Origin of the sequence: Halothiobacillus sp., assembly GCF_027346185.1 — a bacterium.
GTDB lineage: Bacteria > Pseudomonadota > Gammaproteobacteria > Halothiobacillales > Halothiobacillaceae > Halothiobacillus.
In genome coordinates this window covers 1-19,394 of the sequence record NZ_DAIESY010000008.1, presented here as the reverse complement: position 1 = coordinate 19,394, position 19,394 = coordinate 1, and the positions used below count along the sequence as shown (strand labels likewise).

At 53.2% G+C, this 19,394-nt stretch carries 15 protein-coding genes, 1 tRNA gene and 3 pseudogenes; 15 read left to right on the top strand and 4 right to left on the bottom strand.

Features of this window, described 5'->3' with window-relative positions:
• Positions 1 to 808: pseudogene (locus M7R55_RS00870) on the bottom strand (IS3 family transposase); the annotation flags it as partial.
• 104 nt (positions 809 to 912) lie between these two features.
• Complete coding sequence (locus tag M7R55_RS00865; protein WP_298217638.1) at positions 913 to 1,680, bottom strand: tetratricopeptide repeat protein; 768 nt, start codon at positions 1,678 to 1,680, stop codon at positions 913 to 915.
• 364 nt (positions 1,681 to 2,044) lie between these two features.
• Here M7R55_RS00865 and dnaG point away from each other — a divergent pair, with 364 nt between their 5' ends.
• From dnaG to M7R55_RS00805, 12 genes are all read left to right on the top strand, one after another.
• A complete protein-coding gene (gene dnaG, locus M7R55_RS00860; RefSeq protein ID WP_298217637.1) occupies positions 2,045 to 3,715 on the top strand; it encodes a DNA primase in 1,671 nt (556 codons plus the stop codon).
• A 131-nt stretch (positions 3,716 to 3,846) separates the two neighbouring features.
• Positions 3,847 to 5,679: an RNA polymerase sigma factor RpoD gene (gene rpoD, locus M7R55_RS00855; protein ID WP_298217635.1), complete on the top strand. Its 1,833-nt coding sequence runs from the start codon at positions 3,847 to 3,849 to the stop codon at positions 5,677 to 5,679.
• Positions 5,680 to 5,877: 198 nt separating this feature from the next.
• Positions 5,878 to 5,954, top strand: a tRNA-Ile gene (locus M7R55_RS00850).
• Between the two features lie 300 nt (positions 5,955 to 6,254).
• Complete coding sequence (locus M7R55_RS00845) at positions 6,255 to 6,950, top strand: UTRA domain-containing protein (RefSeq protein WP_298217633.1); 696 nt, start codon at positions 6,255 to 6,257, stop codon at positions 6,948 to 6,950.
• Positions 6,951 to 7,153: 203 nt separating this feature from the next.
• Positions 7,154 to 8,305, top strand: coding sequence for a PotD/PotF family extracellular solute-binding protein (locus M7R55_RS00840; RefSeq protein ID WP_298217631.1), 1,152 nt, complete (start codon positions 7,154 to 7,156; stop codon positions 8,303 to 8,305).
• 31 nt (positions 8,306 to 8,336) lie between these two features.
• Positions 8,337 to 9,410 carry an ABC transporter ATP-binding protein gene (locus M7R55_RS00835; protein ID WP_298217629.1) on the top strand — a complete coding sequence of 358 codons (1,074 nt, stop codon included), beginning with the start codon at positions 8,337 to 8,339 and terminating at the stop codon, positions 9,408 to 9,410.
• Position 9,411: 1 nt separating this feature from the next.
• The gene (locus M7R55_RS00830; protein ID WP_298217627.1) at positions 9,412 to 10,281 is read left to right on the top strand and encodes an ABC transporter permease; all 870 of its coding nucleotides are present in this window, start codon (positions 9,412 to 9,414) and stop codon (positions 10,279 to 10,281) included.
• A gap of 12 nt (positions 10,282 to 10,293) precedes the next feature.
• Positions 10,294 to 11,097: an ABC transporter permease gene (locus M7R55_RS00825; RefSeq protein ID WP_298217626.1), complete on the top strand. Its 804-nt coding sequence runs from the start codon at positions 10,294 to 10,296 to the stop codon at positions 11,095 to 11,097.
• A complete protein-coding gene (gene fabG, locus M7R55_RS00820; RefSeq protein WP_298217624.1) occupies positions 11,090 to 11,860 on the top strand; it encodes a 3-oxoacyl-ACP reductase FabG in 771 nt (256 codons plus the stop codon). Before M7R55_RS00825 ends, fabG begins: the two co-directional genes overlap by 8 nt.
• Before the next feature lie 3 nt (positions 11,861 to 11,863).
• On the top strand, positions 11,864 to 12,571 hold the full coding sequence (locus tag M7R55_RS00815) for an isochorismatase family cysteine hydrolase (RefSeq protein WP_366881109.1): 708 nt from the start codon (positions 11,864 to 11,866) through the stop codon (positions 12,569 to 12,571).
• Between the two features lie 133 nt (positions 12,572 to 12,704).
• Positions 12,705 to 13,709, top strand: coding sequence for a phosphotransferase (locus M7R55_RS00810; protein ID WP_298217622.1), 1,005 nt, complete (start codon positions 12,705 to 12,707; stop codon positions 13,707 to 13,709).
• Positions 13,710 to 13,724: 15 nt separating this feature from the next.
• Positions 13,725 to 15,020 (top strand): aminotransferase class III-fold pyridoxal phosphate-dependent enzyme, encoded by a 1,296-nt coding sequence (locus M7R55_RS00805; protein WP_298217620.1) that lies wholly within the window; start codon positions 13,725 to 13,727, stop codon positions 15,018 to 15,020.
• A gap of 334 nt (positions 15,021 to 15,354) precedes the next feature.
• Here the strand turns inward: M7R55_RS00805 and M7R55_RS00800 are convergent, their stop codons facing one another.
• Together M7R55_RS00800 and M7R55_RS00795 are read right to left on the bottom strand one after the other, a co-directional pair.
• A complete protein-coding gene (locus M7R55_RS00800) occupies positions 15,355 to 16,329 on the bottom strand; it encodes a substrate-binding domain-containing protein (RefSeq protein WP_298217618.1) in 975 nt (324 codons plus the stop codon).
• A gap of 111 nt (positions 16,330 to 16,440) precedes the next feature.
• Complete coding sequence (locus M7R55_RS00795) at positions 16,441 to 18,369, bottom strand: PhnD/SsuA/transferrin family substrate-binding protein (protein WP_298217616.1); 1,929 nt, start codon at positions 18,367 to 18,369, stop codon at positions 16,441 to 16,443.
• A 226-nt stretch (positions 18,370 to 18,595) separates the two neighbouring features.
• On the opposite strand from M7R55_RS00795, the pseudogene M7R55_RS00790 reads away from it, so the two are divergent.
• The 3 genes and pseudogenes from M7R55_RS00790 to M7R55_RS00780 form a co-directional block, all read left to right on the top strand.
• Positions 18,596 to 18,754 (top strand): annotated as a pseudogene (locus M7R55_RS00790) (IS256 family transposase); the annotation flags it as partial.
• Positions 18,755 to 18,943: 189 nt separating this feature from the next.
• Positions 18,944 to 19,170, top strand: a pseudogene (locus M7R55_RS00785) (transposase); the annotation flags it as partial.
• Positions 19,171 to 19,220: 50 nt separating this feature from the next.
• Positions 19,221 to 19,394 (top strand): helix-turn-helix domain-containing protein (locus tag M7R55_RS00780; protein ID WP_298217639.1); only part of this gene is annotated, 174 nt, incomplete at its 3' end.

The window sequence follows — 19,394 nt, the reverse complement described above, 5'->3', positions numbered from 1 at the left end:
CAGGTCAATCACCACGGCAAGGAACAGCCAGCCTTCGTCGGTGGCGATATAGGTGATATCGCCAACCCACACCGTATCTGGCTTGCGCACGCCAAACTGGCGGTTGAGCAGGTTCGGTGCAATGGGTAAGTCATGGTTACTGTCGGTGGTGACCTTGAAGCGTTTCTTGCCCTTGGCGCGAATGCCGTGCATGCGCATCAAGGTTTGTACGCGCTGCTTGCCCACGCGCACGCCCTCGTTGCGCAGTTCCCGCCAGATACGCGGCCAGCCGTACGCACGCTTTGTTCGTGTGTGAATGGCCTTGATCGGCACCAGCAGCGCTCAATCACTGAGGTATCGACGCGGCGCAGTGCTCGCTTGGCGAGCCAGATGCCCATGGTAGCCGCTGACGCTAACGTTCAGCACCCGACACTGCACGCTGATCGGCCACACCGTGCAATGACGCTGAATAAAGGCGTACTTCACTTTGCACCCTTGTTTGCACCCTTGGCGAAGTACGCGTTCGCCCAGCAGGACATTCACAGGATGTCCTGCTTTTGGGCTCACCCTTTTCCAGGATGTCGCGCTCCATCTTCACTCGGGCAAGCTCGGCACGCAGTCGGGAAATCTCCGTCTGCTCCGCGCTCACCGGCGTCCGATCGGCCCCCTTGAGCGCCCCCTGCCGACTCGCCTTGACCCAGTCAAACAGCGTCTGATCAGACACCCCGAGGCTTCTTGCCACCGATGCCTGACTCTGGCCGCCTTCAACCAGCCGCACCGCCTCTTGTTTGAATTCAAGCGTATAACGCGCCCGTGTTGTCTTTGTCATGTCGTTCTCCTTGCGTAAATTAAATCACACTGCAAGGGATACGTTTTTCAGGGGCAAGGTCAGGTGGCCGAAGACCCTACTACGCTCATTCTGAACGCAAACTATTAACGCAATGCGACCTTCTCATAATCGCCCAGCGCCTTGTCCAGACGATTCTTGCCGCGAATCTGCTCGGCGAGCTCCTGTCCCTTCTTGATCTGATCCGGGTTCATCTTCGGCAGCAGCTCCTTCATGGCAGCGACGGCGGCGCTATTGCCCTTTTCCACCAGTGGACGCAGCAACCCATAGGCAGCCACCACATCCGGCTTGCTCATGCCCGTGCCGTCCGAATACATCCTGCCCAACGAATATTGGGCAGTGGCATAACCCTGATTGGCCGCAGCACGGAACCATTTGACGGCTTGCGTGTAGTCTTGCGGCACCCCGGTGCCATTCATGTACATCGCCGCCAGATTGCTTTGTGCCCGGTCATAGCCACGCTCGGCGGCGAGTCGGAACCACTTGGCCGCTAGGGTATAATCCTGCTTTACACCCTCGCCGTTGTAATACATGGTGCCTAATGCCAATTGCCCTGGGGCGAATCCCTGATCAGCCGCGCGCTGATACCAGGACAAACCCTTCGCCATATCTTTCGGTACGCCCTGGCCCACACAATACATATGGCCCAGAACATATTGAGCGAAAATATCTCCGTGCTCGGCTTTAGGCATCCAGCGCTTGAGGCTGTTACCTGCGTACAAATCCTCTGTCTTCGCTTCTGGCACAGGCACCGCCGAATGCTTGGTTGTCTGTTTCTCGGAAGCCTGTACCGATAAAGAGCCGGCGAGCATCGTGCCCGCTATACCCCACATAACCCATTTTGACCATCGCATTGGAATACCCCTTTCAATCCTGCCGTTTGCGACCAATCAAAAACGATTGATCAATTATTTTTTGTTGATAGTTTGACCGCAAATTCAACAACACTCAAGTAACAAATACAAAAAGATCATCATCTTTAAGTAAAGCCAATAACAAAATGATAATTATGATATTTGTCACTGGATAAACACAAGAATAATCTGGAAAATAGGCAAGCAATGGCGCAAGCCGCAACACAAAATCAAACATCATTCGATTTACCACCGCCAATCACAGCGCCTGATTGACAAACCGGACGACAAGACTTTTCGACCGACCTCAGCCGAGCTCACCAGCCCGGTGGCGAGATTTGACGGTTACTCTACAATGTGCGTCATGAGTTTCATCCCCGAATCCTTTATTGACGATGTACTGGCCCGCACAGATCTGGTCGAGTTGATCCACGCCCAGGTGCCGCTCAAGAAAAAAGGCAAGGAATATGCGGCCTGCTGCCCGTTCCATCAGGAAAAAACGCCTTCTTTTTACGTAAACCCGGATAAGCAGTTCTATCACTGCTTCGGTTGCGGGGCACATGGCAATGCCGTCAGTTTTCTGATCGATTATGAGCATCGAGATTTTCGCGGCGCGATCGAGGAACTGGCGACACGTGCAGGCATGACGCTGCCTGTCAGCGAAGTGGATCATAAGGCACTGGAAGAACAGGCCGCCATGCTCGACAGCATGAGCTTCGCCAACAGCCACTTCAAGCGCCAACTTCGCGCGCATCAGGAAGCGATCGACTACCTCAAGCAACGCGGCGTTAATGGCATGACGGCGGCCTTGTTCCAATTAGGCTTCGCCCCTAATGGCAACCTTTTGCTGGCCCACTGCGAATCAAAGCCGAAAATGCGTGATGAGCTACTTGAACTCGGTCTGATCGTGCAGAAAGACGATGGGGAACAGTACGATCGCTTCCGACGGCGCATCATGTTTCCGATCCGGGAAAAACGCGGTCAGATCATCGGCTTCGGTGGTCGTATTTTAGGTGCGGGCGAACCCAAGTACCTCAACTCACCCGAATCGAGACTGTTCCACAAAGGCCAAAACCTTTACGGTCTGTATGAAGCGAGGCTCGATGACGCCCGACCCGCTCGCGTCATCATCGTGGAAGGCTACATGGACGTGGTGATGCTGGCGCAACACGGCGTGCGCAACGTAGTCGCGACCATGGGCACGGCGACGACCGACGAACAGATACAAAGCCTGTATCGTTTCAGCCCCAGCCTGGTGTTTTGTTTCGATGGCGATGCTGCCGGGCGCCGGGCTGCGACAAAGGCACTGCACGTGGCTCTGCCCCATCTCACTGATGGACGAGACCTGCGCTTTTTATTTCTGCCCGATGGCGAGGACCCGGATAGTTTCATTCAAGCCAAGGGAAAATCATCTTTTATCGAGCTGATCGAGCACCACAGTCTGTCGTTCGACAATTTCATCCTGCAACTGCTCGATCAAATGGAACCGGGGCAGGACACGGCGGCCATGGCGAAAAAATCCAAACAGGGCAACGACTGGATTCGCACCCTGCCAGACGGTGCGCTCAAGCGCATCACACAACGTCGCATCAACGAACACACCGGGGTTTGGCGTGCGGCTTACAAAAAAAACTCAGCGCCTAACGAGCCCACCTTACCGCGCAGCAAACCGCAAAGTTACGCCAAACAGACACTGATTCTCTCGATCGTGCTCAAACACCCCGATCTATTGCCGCGGGTTCTGGCACCGGAAGTCTGGTTCAACGCCAGGATTCCCGAAGGGTTCCGGCTGCTGGCATCACAACCGCGTGCGCAGTGGGTTCAATCGGCCACCGAGTTCTGGGGAGCGGAAGAAACGAAGACCGCGCTCGCCATCGAATTTCAGGGCATAGAAACTTCCGATACCGCACAGGACATTCTCCACGACACCCTGATCCAACTGCATCGTAGCGAGTCGGATTCCGCAAGCAAACAGGCGTCACGGCAGGCGTTGGCGCACTTCATGGCAGAGCGAGAAAAAAATCAGAAGTACTAAAGGATTGAATTACCGAACAATGGCCATACGAACCCGTCTACTTACTGAATTAATAGAAATTGCGGCAATTTTTTTTTGAGCCGCTATAATCCTCGGTTCGAAAATTTACGCCAACTAGGTGAATGCCGCACATGTACGAAGACCAGCAGGCCAGCATCAAATCACTCATCGCTCGCGGCCGGGAACAGGGTTACCTGACCTACGCGGAAATAAGTGACCATTTACCCGAAGCCCTAGTCGATGCCGACCAGATCGAGGACATCATCGGCATGATTCAGGAAATGGGCATTTCCGTTTCCGATGTCGCCCCCGATGGCGATGACCTTGGGCTGACCGACGAATCCCGCGCTGCCAGCGACGAAGATGCCACTGAAGAAGCCGTCGCCGTGCTCGCATCTCAAGTCGATGCTGAATTCGGTCGCACCACTGACCCCGTGCGTATGTACATGCGCGAAATGGGTACGGTCGATCTGCTCAATCGTCAAGGCGAAATTGAAATCGCCAAACGCATCGAAGAAGGCCTGATCGACGTCACCCGTGCGTTGGCCTTCTACCCACCGACCATAGAAACCCTGCTCGAACACTACGCCCGGATCGAAGCGGGGGAATTGCGTATGCAGGATGTCATCGTCGGTATTATTGAACCGGAAGTCGAAATTCCCGAAGATGCTGAAGAAAAACCTCTGGACGTCGCAGAAGGAAAATCGGACAAAACAAACGACAAGGATGAAGACGAGGACGAAGACGACGATACCGAAGAAGAAGCGGTAGTCGACAACACGCTCGACCCTGAACTCGTGCGGATCCACCTGATGGAAATCAAGCGCCTGGCCGAGAACCTTGACGAGCGCTCACCGGAATACCTCGCCAGTCTTGCCGACCAGTTGGTCCAGCTCAAGCTCAACCCGGCGTTCAATGAAAAACTGCTCAATCAAATTCGTCAGGCCATTGCCCGGATTCGCCTGCTTGAAAAGCAAATCATGCATCAAGCCGTAGAAAAAGGCGGTCTCAAGCGCGAAACGTTCATTGAGGCTTTCCGCAGCAACGAGTCGGACATCGGCTGGATCGATATCGCCACCAAAGGCAAGCCGACAGCAAAGTTCATTCAAGTACGGTCGGAGATCGAACGCCTGCAAAAAAGGCTCAATACCGTCGCGCGCGACAGCAAGCTGACCGTGGCACAAACCCGTGAAGTGCATCGCCTCATCACCTTGGGTGAAGCCAAGGCGCGGCGCGCGAAAAAGGAAATGATCGAAGCCAACCTGCGGCTCGTGATCTCCATCGCCAAAAAATACACCAACCGTGGCCTGCAATTCCTGGATTTGATTCAGGAAGGCAACATCGGCCTCATGAAAGCGGTCGACAAATTCGAATACCGCCGTGGCTACAAATTTTCGACCTACGCCACGTGGTGGATTCGCCAAGCCATTACCCGTTCGATCGCCGACCAGGCGCGCACCATCCGTATTCCGGTGCACATGATCGAAACCATTAACAAGCTGAACCGTATCAGCCGTCAGATGTTGCAGGAAATGGGACGGGAAGCCACGCCGGAAGAACTGGCCGAGCGTATGGATCTGCCGGAAGACAAGATTCGCAAGGTGCTCAAAATCGCCAAGGAACCGATTTCCATGGAAACCCCGATCGGCGAGGATGACGACTCCAATCTGGGGGATTTCATCGAAGATCAGAGCGCTATTTCGCCAATGGACTCGGCTACAAACGCCAGCCTGTCTGAGATCGTGCGCGAGATTCTCGCCTCACTCACCCCGCGTGAGGCCAAGGTATTAATGATGCGCTTTGGTATTGGTATGAATACCGACCACACGCTGGAAGAGGTCGGCAAGCAGTTCGATGTCACGCGCGAGCGCATACGGCAAATCGAGGCTAAGGCATTGCGTAAATTGCGCCACCCGTCTCGTTCCGAGCGGCTGCGCAGCTTCATCGAAATGAACATCGACTGACCTCTAAGGTATCTCTGTACGAATCCATCTATGGATGCGTGCAGAAACGCACAAGCCGGTACACGCCCGTCTTGTGCTACGCATTTCAATGACTTACGTCATTGAGCGGCAGGGCTTCCATACCCTGCACGGGAAGGTCTGCATTTGTGCAGACTTCCCTAACGGAAAGTCACGCGGCACTCTGCCGCGCCCCTATCAGGGCCTATAGCTCAGTTGGTTAGAGCAGTCGACTCATAATCGATTGGTCGCAGGTTCAAGTCCTGCTGGGCCCACCATAAAAATCAAAGGCTTAGGCGTAACAGTCCAAGCCTTTTCTTTTGGAACTTACTAGAGGAGCCTGTCGGACATTTTCAAAATGTGGTGTAAATAGCACCCACTCCTCTCGCTGCGAGGTCCATTATGAACCGCGTCCGCCCCGTTGATCGCCACACCCCTTATCTTTTTCCGCCTTCGGTCGGTTCCACAATCCACGGAAGCGACGTAGACTCGGCAGGCAGGAGCAGAAGTTTTTTGCCTTTTTAACAACTGTTCGTCAAAACGGGATAGAACCCATTACTTTATCGAGCACTGCAATCATGAATGGATACCAGGACGTCGCCGACTATATTGCGGAGCAGATTGCTAACGGAAATCTCCAATCCGGGACTCGACTACCTCCTGAGCGCCAGTTCAGCAAACAGTTGAAGATTTCTCGCCTGACACTGCGAGCAGCTCTGATCAAGCTTGAAGCAGACGGCTTGGTATATGGAAAGAGCCGTCGTGGCTGGTTTGTGAGCCCCTCTCGTTTCATCTATAACTTGGGGCAGAAGGCGAATTACAACAGCATGGCTAGCGCTCAGGGCCGGGCTGCTCGGATCGAGCTGCTTGGAAGTGGTACGTTTACGAGCACAAATTTACCAGAGCCGCTTCGATCCAAAAGTGGTGGCGAAGCCTCGTGTCTGCAGCGTGTTCGTTATCTTGATGACCGCCCGGTGATGTTTGAATCCATTTTTCTGGTATCTGATGCGGTGCCGGACGTGCTCGGACACAATCTTTGCGATTCGATCACTAATCTGCTTGTCAGAGATTACGGGATTGAGATCGATCGGGAAGAAACGAATGTCCGCTCCGCTCTGCTTGATGCGGTTCAGGCGGCTGCCATGGGGGTCGCGCCGGGAACGCACAGTCTCATGATTGAGCGCTTGCGTTTCGCCAAAGGCAAACTGATCGAGTTTGATGCCGAGCACTGGTTACCCGGCGCAATTGAGCTTCACATTGCGACACCTGTCTGATTCACGTTCTTTCCATTTCATTGCAACATATTTGCGCATGAGGAGGCTTGGCTGCACGTACCAAGTGCAATATTGTCACGCCCGCTTAGTCAAAAAATATTATAACAAATTGATAAATAACATAATATTATAATTGGCATAGATCTTCCTAAGACTGGTATATACCAGACTCGCCATTTAACGAGATACAAGGAGATATGCCAATGAATCGTCGTGACTTCCTGAAGATTCCCGCTGGCTTGGCACTAGCTGGCCTCGCCGGTCCGATATTGCCCAACCGTGCGCTGGCGGCACGTTCGGACTCCCTCAACATTCTCTGCTGGGAGGGATACAACACCGGTGATGTGCTCGATCCATTCCGTCGACTGCACCCCGATGCCAAGATCCGTGCAGAGTCCAGCACGGACGATCCGGACATGATCAACAAGTTGCGTGCCGGTGAGCGCAATATCTGGGATCTGATCAACGTTAACCAGCCCTGGGCACGAGAACAGCTTTATCCCGCCAATCTGATCAAGCCGCTGGATCGCAACCGCTTTGAGCCATATTTTGAAAAAATGATGCCGTACTTCCGCGAGAAGGACGGTACGCCGATCAAGTGGGCCCTCGACCCGAGCGGCAGGGACCTGATCGGCATGACCCAGCGTTTCGGGCCGTTCAGCTTCGTGGTGAATACCAAGAAAATTTCCAAGAAGATGGCCGAGGATCAAGGCTATAAGCTGTTCCTCGATCCGAAGATGAAGGGGCGTTACGGCGTTCTGACCTACGACAACTGGAATGTCATCCACTTGTGCTTGACAGCTGACTTCGATCCGTTCCGCAAACATACCCCCGAAGAGCTCGCCAAGTTCAAAACCGTTGCCGAGCAGATCTTCTCTGGTGCGAAGCTCCTGAGCGGTGACCTAGTTGCCATGAACACTGCGCTGATCAACGGCGAAATTGACGCCTACTTCACCGGCGGTACCTACACAGCGTCACCGGCCCGTTATGACGGCCGGAGCGAAGTCCGCGGTATTACCCCAAACTCTGGCCCGGTCAATGGTAAGGGCGGTGTGGTATGGATAGAAGTGACCTCACTGGTCAACAACCCGAACCCTTCCACGCTGGCGCCGCAGTTCCTCGAGTATGTACAGCAGCCGAAGGTTGCCAAACGCGTCGCGTTTGCCGAGGGGACTTACAACCCGGTCGCACAGATGGGTAGCAAGGATACGATGGCCCTGTTCGACAAGGACGAGCTAGATGCCATCCAGTGGGACACCCTCGAAGAAGAAATGGATGGGTCCATCGATTTCGACGTCAACCCTGATTACGACGAGATGTACAAAATATATCTCGACGCTAGGCGCAAGGTTTGATCGGTTTTGATGTAACGAGGTTGAAAAGAAAGTGTTCTTATCTGAAAACAACGCGATTCTGGAACTGAAGCACATCGGCAAGCGTTTCGGTGACTTTCAAGCTGTTAAGGATGTCAGCCTGGAGGTGCAAAGGGGGGAATTTTTTACACTGGTTGGTCCCTCTGGCAGCGGCAAGACGACCCTGCTGCGCATGCTGGTCGGGATGGAGCGCCCGACGTCGGGTGAAATTTTGCTGAATGGGGAGGTCATCAATGACGTGCCCGCAAACATGCGCCCTACGTGCATGGTGTTCCAGTCTCTGGCCTTGTTTCCCCACATGACGGTGGCGCAGAACATTCAGTTTCCGATGCGTACCCGGGGGATTTCACCTACCGAGTGGCGTACCCAGACCTGCATGCTCATGGACATGTTGCATTTGCCCGAAAGCTATTACAGCAAGAAAGTGACCGCATTGTCCGGCGGTGAGCGTCAGCGGGTGGCGCTGGCTCGAGCGTTAGCCTATGAACCGGAAATACTTTTCTTCGACGAACCGCTTTCAGCGATTGATGCCCGTCTGCGCAAGATCCTGCAGAAGGAGCTGAAGGATATTCAACGCAAGACGCGCAAGACGTTTGTTTATGTCACGCACTCCCTCGAAGAGGCGATGATCATGAGCGATCGGCTGGCGATCCTGCGTGATGGCAACATTGAACAGATTGGCACACCGACTCACATTTATGAAAAGCCACGAAATGCCTTCGTTGCCGAATTTATCGGCGAGGTGAACCTGCTCAACGTAGCAGGAGACAATAGTCCAACCGGAAAGTGGACCACCCCGCGTTGGCGCCACTACCCATTGACGTTGCCCAAGAAACTGGCCAGTGGTGAAACCAGAACGCTGCTGGTACGCCCTGAAACCCTGCACCTGACCGAAGAGCCCGGTCCTTACGACAACCAGGTATCCGGGAAGCTCGTGAACGAATACATGCTGGGTTCGCGGTACCAGTATCACGTCGACGTCGATGGGCACCTGCTGACCGTCGAGCGCAAGACCAAGTTCGATAGCGATAATGCCGAGGTCTTTGTCGGCTGGTTAATCAAAGACAGCATGCTCCTGGAGTCCTGAGATGTTGTCGAACAATCAAAAGCCCAAGCGCGTCGCGCCCAGTCCCGGCGTTCTGTTCTCCATACCTGGGATTGCCCTGCTGTTATTCGGCTTTATTGTCCCGTTGCTGCTGATTGTGGTTTTCAGCTTCATGCCGGCGAAAACCTTTGGCCTGGGGCATATGCCGACGCTACAGAACTACAATGAAATCCTTGGCAGTGACACCTACATCACATCGCTGCTCTGGTCGCTGTTTCTGGCGGGACTAACCACGGCGATCCTGCTTGTGGTCTGCTACCCCTTGGCTTTTGCCATGGCCAAGATCTTCAACCGTGGGGCGACGCTGATCACGCTAGCCGTTGTGCTGCTCCTGTTCGTGTCCGAGAACATCCGTCTGTTCGGTTGGTCGCTGACCCTGATGAAGGGAGGGGTCTTTGACGGCACGCTCAAGCAGTTCGGGTTGGGACTAGATAACGCACTGTACAACGTTCCGGTGATCGTCTTCGGCATGAGCTACGTCTACCTGCCATTCATGCTATTTCCGCTGGTGTTGGGGATTTCGATGATCCCGGATCAGGTCCGCGAAGCTGCAAATGATCTCGGAGCTAACTGGTGGTTGATTTTCCGCAGTATCGATCTGCCATTGTCTTCTCCGGGCATTCTGATCGGCTCGCTACTGACTTTTGTCCTGTCTGTCGGTGCCGTTTCCGAAGCGAAGATCCTTGGTGGTGGCAAGGTCATTCCGATCACACAGAACATTGAGAGCATCTTTTCCTACGCACAGAACTGGCCATTGGGCTCCGCGCTCTCGACAGCCCTGCTGCTGATCATCGGTGGGATGCTGACCTACGTACTTTCCAAGGTCGAACTCGACCGGCTGTTTCGAAAGTAAGAGGAGAGACGCATGCAACGTTCAAAAATCACGCGGAATCTCCTGGCCATCTACGCCATCGGCGTGTTGCTGGTGCTGTACATGCCGCTGTTCGCTACTACGCTGGCTTCGATATCCGAACATCGCTACTTCAGCTTCCCATTCAGTGCATTCAGTACCCGTTGGTACGAGAAGATGGTGGATTCGCTAACGGTGGCGGAGCTCATCAAGACGTCACTGACCGTGGCAGCGATGGTAACGATCATTACCGTGGTTGTGGGGTTCTTCGCGGCACTGGCTTTCGCGCGCTACGACTGGAAGGGCCGCAAGCTGTTCCAGAAAATCATCATCCTGCCTATCTTCTTCCCGCAGACGGTTTTAGGGCTGGCACTATTGATCTGGTTCACCTTCCTGGGCATAACTCCGAGTTGGAAGACGGCTGTGGTCGCGCATGCGATCTGGATCACGCCGATCACTACGTTAATCATGGCGATTCAGGCCTACAGTCTCGATCCCTCCCTTGAAGAGGCGGCGTCCGACTTGGGCGCTTCCCGACGAATGATCCTGTGGCGTATTTCACTGCCGTTGATGCTGCCGTCAATGATTTCGGCTGCCCTGTTCGCCTTCCTGATGTCGTGGGGTAACTTTGCCCTTTCGATGTACACCGATGGTGCCGACGTGACCATGCCCGAATGGCTCTACGCCAAGATGGTTGGCGGCTACTCTCCACTGATTCCGGCGATGGGCACCTTCTCGGTGATCGCAGCCGGCATTACCACCCTGCTGTTTTTCTTTGCAGTCAAATTCATGAAGCCCAAGGAGAAGATCTATGAGTGATACACGCACCGTATTGGTTACCGGCGGAACGCTGGGCATAGGCAAAGGCATCGCGCGCGTGTTCGCCAAAAATGGTTACAACGTCGTAATCACAGCCCGTAATGCCGAGAAGGGCGCGGTCGTCGAGCAGGAACTGAAGGCCTTTGGTCGCGGCGATGTCATGTTTGTTCCAGGTGACGTCACAAGCCTTGATTCCATGAAGGCAGCAGTAGCAGCTACCGTCGAGAAATTCGGTGGTCTGGACGTGCTCTGCGCCAATGCCGGCATGTTTCCGTCCGCCAAGCTCGACGATATGACCGAGCAGGATTGGGATGACATATTCGACGTTAATGTCAAGGGCATGCTGTTCAGCATTCAGGCAGCAAGTGAGCAACTCAAGAAGAGTAAAGCCGGTCGCATCGTGATCACGTCTTCGATCACAGGACCGATCACCGGTTTACCGGGTTGGGCGCATTATGGCGCAACCAAGTCCGCACAGCTTGGATTCATGCGTACTGCCGCAATCGAATATGCGCCGTTCGGCATCACGGTCAACGCCGTTCTGCCGGGGAACATCTACACCGAAGGTCTTGCCGATCTGGGTGAGGCCTACCTTAAGACCATGACGTCCTCGATTCCAATGAAGCGACTCGGCGATGTTGAGGACATCGGCGTTGCTGCCTTATTCTTCGCGCAGGAAAACGCCGGATATATTACCTCGCAGTCGCTGGTGGTCGATGGTGGTCAGGTGCTGCCGGAAACCCTCGAAGCAGTGGATGCCTGAGCCGTGACGACCAAGATGCACTGGAAGGATCGCTACCGTTCGTTCTATTACCAACATGCGCAGATCCCGGATCTCGAACTGGAGCCGGAAGCAACCGCGCTGCTGGTGATCGATATCCAGAACACCTACATGGATCGATCGGAACCGAAGGGGCTGTCAGATGCCGAGTTGGCCGAGTACGAGTCCTGGACACCGTTTCACGAGCGAATGAACGAGACTGTCGTGCCGACGGTACAGCGTCTGCTTGAGTATTTCCGCAAGGCGAGCATGCCGGTGTTCCACGCCCGGATCGCCTGCCTGACACCGGATGGGGTAGATCGCTCGCTCAGTCAGCGTCGCCCAGGATTCAACAACCTCTTGTTGCCGCACGACGAACAGCCATCGAAAATTTATGCACCAGTCGGGCCGCTCGAGCACGAGATCGTGGTCACCAAGACAACCGATTCGGCGCTGACCGGAACGAATCTACGGCTGATCCTGTGCAATATGGGCATTCGGCATGTCGTGGTTTGTGGGATCTTCACCGATCAGTGCATCTCCTCGACAGTCCGCAGTCTGGCTGACGAAAGTTTCAATACTGTGGTGATCGAGGATGGTTGCGCCGCAGGCTCCAAAGAACTGCACGACAAGGAGCTCGAAATCATCAACAACATCTACTGCCAGGTCATATCAGCAGACGATCTTCTTCAAAATCTGAAAGGCGTTTCGTGATGTTAGAAGCGGGCATTATCAGGGTGTTGAAAGCTGCTCCAGCCTACTGATAAAACAAGCAGTTTAAGAATATTCTAACAGGGATTAAACCTGCTGAAGAGTAAGTTAAATTCGTTGTCTTTGGAGATGTTTAATGGTACTCGTCGATTATAACAGTGTAATTGAAAGCAAAGCTGATCCATTAATAAACATGGCGGGGCAAGTCAGTGCGCTATATCCCCAATTGGGGTCCATAAACGAAATCCAATTTGTAACCAGCTCTGAGAATCACACCTATCGGATTATTTCCGAGCGGGGAGACTTTGCAATGCGGGTCCAGCGGCCAGGATATCATTGCCTAGAAGAAATAAATGCAGAGCTCCAGTTCGTTGAGGTCCTCTCTAATAATGGCATCGCAACTGCCAAACCGGTCAGGCGAAGCGATGGTCATTTTGTATCACAACTGCACACCGTTGAAGGTGATCGGCTTGTCACTTTGTTTCACTGGGTAAAAGGCCATCATCCTGAAGAAGTTGAATTTTATGACACGTACGGGAAAATGGGTAGCATTATGGGGCGTATGCACCAAGTTTCTACCAATATCACTCAGGACTATACAAAAAGTCGGCCACGCTGGACACTGGATGAAATTATTGGATCACACGCTGTTTGGGGAAGTTGGGATCATCCTGATTACATAGATCAACCGCAACGGAATTTAATTTTAGGCTTTATAGCGGAATTGCGTTCTCGGCTTGCTCGGTACGATTCTACGGGACGATATGGATTGATCCATGCCGATATGCGACCAACCAATGTCCTCTTGCACGATGGAGGGGTTGTTACCATCGATTTTGATGACTGTTGTCACTCCTGGTATTTGTTCGACGTTGCTGCAACAGTCAGTTTTCTTGAGCATCGGCCTGATATGCCAGAGTGGTTGGGTCATTTTATTTCTCAATATCAAAACCAAACTAAATTAAGCAAACAAGAAGTCGATCTTCTACCTTTCTTTATCGGATTACGCCGAGTGCAACTTATGGCTTGGTATTTTTCACATCGTGAGAGCGTATATTGTCAGTCAATTGGTGATACCTGGTTATATCAGTCGTTCGATGTGGTCTCTGATATCATCAGCCATAAAATTAGTTTCAATTAAAAGGAAAAATTCTCTATGCTTAAGCTTAATAGCTATGCTATCAGCAGCAGTAATGATATCCCCGATTACATCAAGCGTCGACGTAATACTTTAAGCGAGAAATACGAATTGTTCTATCAGGAGCCATTAATACCAATAAAAGGAACTGGTGCTTGGATAATTGATAAGAACGGGCGGAGATACCTTGATGCCTACAACAACGTAGTGTCAGTAGGACATTCCAATCAGAGGGTGAATCAAGCGATCACTGAGCAATTATCCACTCTGTGTACACATACACGCTATGTTAATGATGAGCTTTGTCGTCTTTCTGAACGAATTCAGGACAAACATCCCCAGGGTACCTGGCGGAGCATTCTGACCTGCACAGGTAGTGAAGCCAACGACCTAGGCATGCGCATTGCCATGGAAGTTACCGGAGGCAATGGTTTTATTGTGTCTGAACATGCTTATCATGGTCTGACTGGATTAACCCAAACATTGACTACATCCATGGACGGATATGCAGCTCTGGCTGATCGCTTGCAGATTAAAATATATCCAGTCCCTGCCCCTTGCCTCAGTGGAGACGGTACTAATAATTTTTTAACGGGTATTGAACGGGCATTAGACGCCATGGCTATCCAAGGGGTGCGTTTTGCCGGGGGTATTTTTGATTCGTTTTTCACCAGTGATGGTCTGGCTATTAAGCCGGAAGGATTTCTTAGGCAAGCCGTAGAGATTATTCATCGGCACGGCGGTATATATATTGCTGATGAAGTTCAGCCAGGATTTGGACGATCTGGAACAAATTTCTGGGGATTTCAAGTGCATGGTGCCGAACCGGATATCATCACGATGGGCAAACCCATGGGCAATGGATATCCCATTGCAGCCATTCTGATGCGGTCGCATCTGGATGATTTCATTCCGGACAGTTACTTTAATACGTTCGGAGGTAACAATGTAGCAGTGGCCGCAGCGCATGCCGTTTTGGATGAAATTGAAGAACGGGACCTAATGGGCAATGTTCGCACTCAAAGTCATATCATTGAGGAGGGATTAAGGAATTTGCCTGAACTATGTCCGGCGGTAGGTGATATTCGTATCCAAGGATTGTCCGTGGCCGTGGATATAGTTACTGAAAAAGGGCTACCAGACCCTGTCAGCAGTCTACGTATTGTTGAAGCGATAAAAAAGCGAGGAGTGCTAATCAGTACCAGCGGAAAGTCTGGAAATACTTTAAAAATTCGTCCATTAATCATCTACACATTGGAAGAAAGTGAATTTCTTGCAAGCCAATTAACTGATGTGATTCTAAGGAACCACTGAAAAAATCGTACGCTGGAGCAGATTTCGGATTGAAGTGTAAATTGTCTATCGAACACGCGATAGGTTTTGGTCGGATCAATTCGATTACATCGAGCGGTTCTGTAATTCATGGACGCGACGTAATCTCGCTAGGCATGATCAGAAGTTTTTTGGCCTTTTTGCAACCATCCGTGAAAACAGGGTAGGGCGCTTGTTGTGGGCTGAGGTCTTGATCAAAAAAAGAAATGTTTAGTGCGGCGGAATACAGATGGGGATTGCCACTACAGGATGACTTGATGGGGGACCGCAGAAAGCAATAAGCCCCCACGTAACAACGAGGGGGTGTTGCTGACGCCTAGTTCAGGGGCTTGAGTCTGAGGTCTGCGTCACTGGCTTTCGAGAAACCGTACTTGGCGTAGATGGCCTGGGCATCCGGGGTGCCTAGGTAGGCCAGATAACGCATGGCATTATAGGGGTTGCGTCCGGTCGACAGAACGCCAGCTGAATAGCCGACTTTGTCCTCCATGTTGTAGGGTGCAGGAATGGCTACGCCCTCGATTGGCCGACCTTCGGCCTGAGCATGCAGCACCTCGGATGTCCATACGATACCGACGTCCGCTTCGCCGTGTTCGATGCGGTAGGGAGTTTCGCGATGATGGCGCGCCGTAAACCAGGTCTTATCAGGCACCGCCCAGCAACTCTTGCACATTTTCCCGCCAGTTACCTGATCGTATATGCCCAGATCTTTCAGCATCTGCGCGCCGTAAAACTTGAAGATGCCTTCAGTCAGCGGGTTGGGGAGCGACTTGACCAAGTCATCCCGCGCCAAGTCTTCAGGTCCTTGTACGCCCTTGGGGTTGCCCTTGGCTACCATCAGCTCCAGCTTGTTGTGGGTGTAGATCATGTAGTCATTCATCACCCCATTCTTGGCCAGGCTTTTGAGGTGACCTAAGTTCACGCTGGCGAATATGTCAGGGTTCTGTGCGGTCTTCTGGCCGTTGATCTCGCCCTGCTTGAGGATCTGACCTTTAAGGATCTGACCCGGCGGTATGGTCTCCACGTAGATGGTCTTGATGTCAGGGTTCTTTTTCTGGAAATCCTGGATCAGCTCCTCCATCACCATGAACTGGTTGCCGGCCAGATATACGACAAGGTTGGCGGTGTAAGAATCGCCGATCTTGCCGTATTCGATGGTGCCGCCGGTGTGGAAACTGCGATAGTCGTGGCCTAAGCCTGCGTCGGCCTGTTGACCGGCTGCCAACAGGGATGTTGAGCCCAACGCCAGAACGGCGCCGGCCATAATTGAGATGGCTGTTTTACGGATATGCATTAGTCTGCCCTCCTCAGGGGTTGTGTGGAGGTTTGATCTTGGTTTACGGGCAGCCCACAGACAATACGATCAATTACGGACAGGAGCCTAGAGAAAACCCTAGGTTCTCTTCTATCTGTTTGTTTTTGCTTTTAAAACTTCCCATTCCATATCGACCAGGCCAGCCTGCACGGCGAGCCGGGTGAGTTCGGCGGCACTGCTGATTCCTAGCTTCCTCATCAAGTTGGAACGGTGTAATTCCACGGTCTTGATGCTGATTGCGAGGCTCCTTGCAATCAGTTTATTAGGCGCGCCCCTTGCCACCTCAATCAACACTTCGCGCTCGCGCGGGGTCAGGCCGGCGAGATGCTGTGCTGCCCCTGCCTTTTGCGCCTCGCGGGCCAGCGCATCGTTCTCATGAGCCAGCCAGTGGGCCACCAACTGAAGGATGCGCATCTCCAGTTCGTTATTGCCGTTGAGGCGGGATTCTTCCGCCCAATCGGGCTTGCCCAGAAACTCGATCAGGCAGACCACTTTGCCCTGGCGCACCACCGGCCAGGCAAGGTAGTGGCGTGACGGATTGTCTGATCCTGCCAGTTCTTTCTCGACCTGACGCCGGCTGTCGATGGCTATGCGAGCCAAATGCGGTTGCAACGCAGGTACGGAATGTGACAACGGCGGACTCGCAGTGCAGTGCTCGAGCTCCTGGGTGTGGTTGTCGACCCGGCTCAAGAGTATCTGATCGGCGCCGAAATACTGCTGCAACTGGTCGAGAATGGACTGCAGGCGCTGTTCGCGTGACAGATCGTTGCGAATGATCAGGGTATGGATCCCCTGCATGCATTCGCAGCCGCCGTGCAGGGTCTCCTCGTAGCGGATCCGCGATTCAATATCCTGCTGCAGCGCCTCATTGGCTGCGATCAGCGCCCGGGTTCTGTGTTCCACCAGCGTCTCCAGTACCTCCTTGTTACGGGTCAGGGCCTGTTGTGAGGCATTCAACCGGTGGTTAATACGCAGGATGTAGACACTGGTCATAATAATTAGGGCCACTGCGATCAGCAGCATGACTATAGTGCTTGCGTGGCTGCGCCACATTTCAGACAGGCTGGGTGGATGAGGCTCATAGGGATCGATCTGCAGCTGGCGCAAGGTGTCGTGTACCCTGCTGTAGCTCAACGGGATAGTCCAGCCGGCCCCCTGTGTGTCACGCGCTATGGCCGAGTCTTTGGGTATCTGCAACAGGCGTAGCGTCACCAAACGCGCCAACTCCCGGTCGGTATGCGGCAGGCGTGCAAAAGGCCACTCGGGATACAGTTGGGTACTCAGACGCAGGGAGAAGTCTTTTTCCTCGCGTGCCCCCAGCACCCGCACCTGATCGGGTTGTAGCCGTCCATCCGCGATCATCGCCTCCAGCACACCGGTACGTACCGTGCCGGCATCAGCTCGTCCCTCCAGCACAGCCTGTACGATCTCATCCTGGGGGAAGCCCAGCCATAGTAGATGCAGGTCGCGCAGGGCATTGATGTCAACATCCAGCAAACGCTTGCGTGCCAGCAAAAAGCCACCAAAAGCCTCCGGGTTGACCGCTGCGAAGCGTTGGCCACGCAGATCCCGCAAGCTGTGTATTTCACTGTCACTGCGGGTGAAGATCACAGAGCCGAAACTCGTCAGAGCCTGATCCCGATAGCGACTTCGGAAGGTCGCGAGACGGGTGGCACCAAAGTTGACCTCCAGACGAACGTAGTGCGCAGGATTGGTCAGAATGAAATCCAACTGCCCCTTGCGTATGCGGTTGCTAAATCCATCGTGGGTCAGCGTTTGGATTTCGAAGCGGTAGCCCGGTATGCCAGAGCCCAGATAATCCGCCAGCTCCTGCCAGCGCGCTTGTGTCCTGGCTTCCCCATTGAAGGCCAGGACCCCGATGTGTACCACCTTGGTGCTTCCTTGAGGCAACTCTGCAGCCGTTGCCAATGGCGACAGCAATAGCCACAACAAGATGAGGATCGGGTATATCTTGAAGATGGGGCAGGTCACAATGGGAAAATGGGTACATGCGGTCAATATCGCATCATATTACCGGAAAGAAACACAATCCGAAAAAGCCTACTAGATTGACCCGTCTTCGTGTGACCTCACGAGACATAAAATCGGTGGTTGCAAGGTCTGTGAGTTCAACAAGGTTATTGGATTGAAGCTAGAACACCATGCCGCATAGCTAAAGGGTGTGCGAATTTTTGTGTAAACGGTCATTTGGCAGGAAACTACCGTAATTCACGAGAGAGACGTCATGACCGTAAGCAACGAACTGATTGATAGCCTGCTGGCTGACTACAAAAAACCTGAAGACCTGATTGGCGAGCACGGGCTACACAAGCAACTTCCCAAGCGATTGGTGGAACGTGCGCTTGAAGCTGAGAAGGCTGAGCATCTTGGCCTCGGCAAGCACGGATCCTATCCGAATTTTTGTGTGTAAGGCATATTTAGTACTTCCAATGAGGAACGCGATATGACCGAACATCAAACCAAACCCGGGAAGCTTTCTATGGCTCAGCAATCCATAGAAGCGGCACGCAATGCCCCTGCGTTTAGCCCCCGCGAGATGCGAGCGGCGCTTGATGCGCTGGTCAACGCCCCGATGACACCGTTCTTCGCCTTCTCGCCTGAGATTCGGCGGGTGATTTAAACTACCCATGCCGTCGAGTCGGTTAACGCGCGCATCCGCAAGGTGATTAAAAACGCGAGCATTTCTCGAACGATGAGGCGGCAACTAAGCTGATCTGTCTGGTGCTAAGAAACATCACCAAGGAATGGGCGATGCCGGTGTTAGCCCAAAGCCGTAATGTCCCCTTTGTCCAATTCTAAAATGTCCCCCTTTGGTTTCGGGAGGGGTGATGGTAGAGGAGCATATTACGATGAGTCACCAAGAGGTCGACCGGCTGGGGGTGATCCAGCAGGTGGTGGGCAAGCGGCTGCGCCAGGGGGATGCGGCCCTGCAGTTGGGGGTGAGTGCGCGTCAGGTCAAACGCCTGGTGGCCCGCTATCGGGCTGAAGGAGCGGCAGGCCTGGTTTCGCGCCATCGGGGGAAG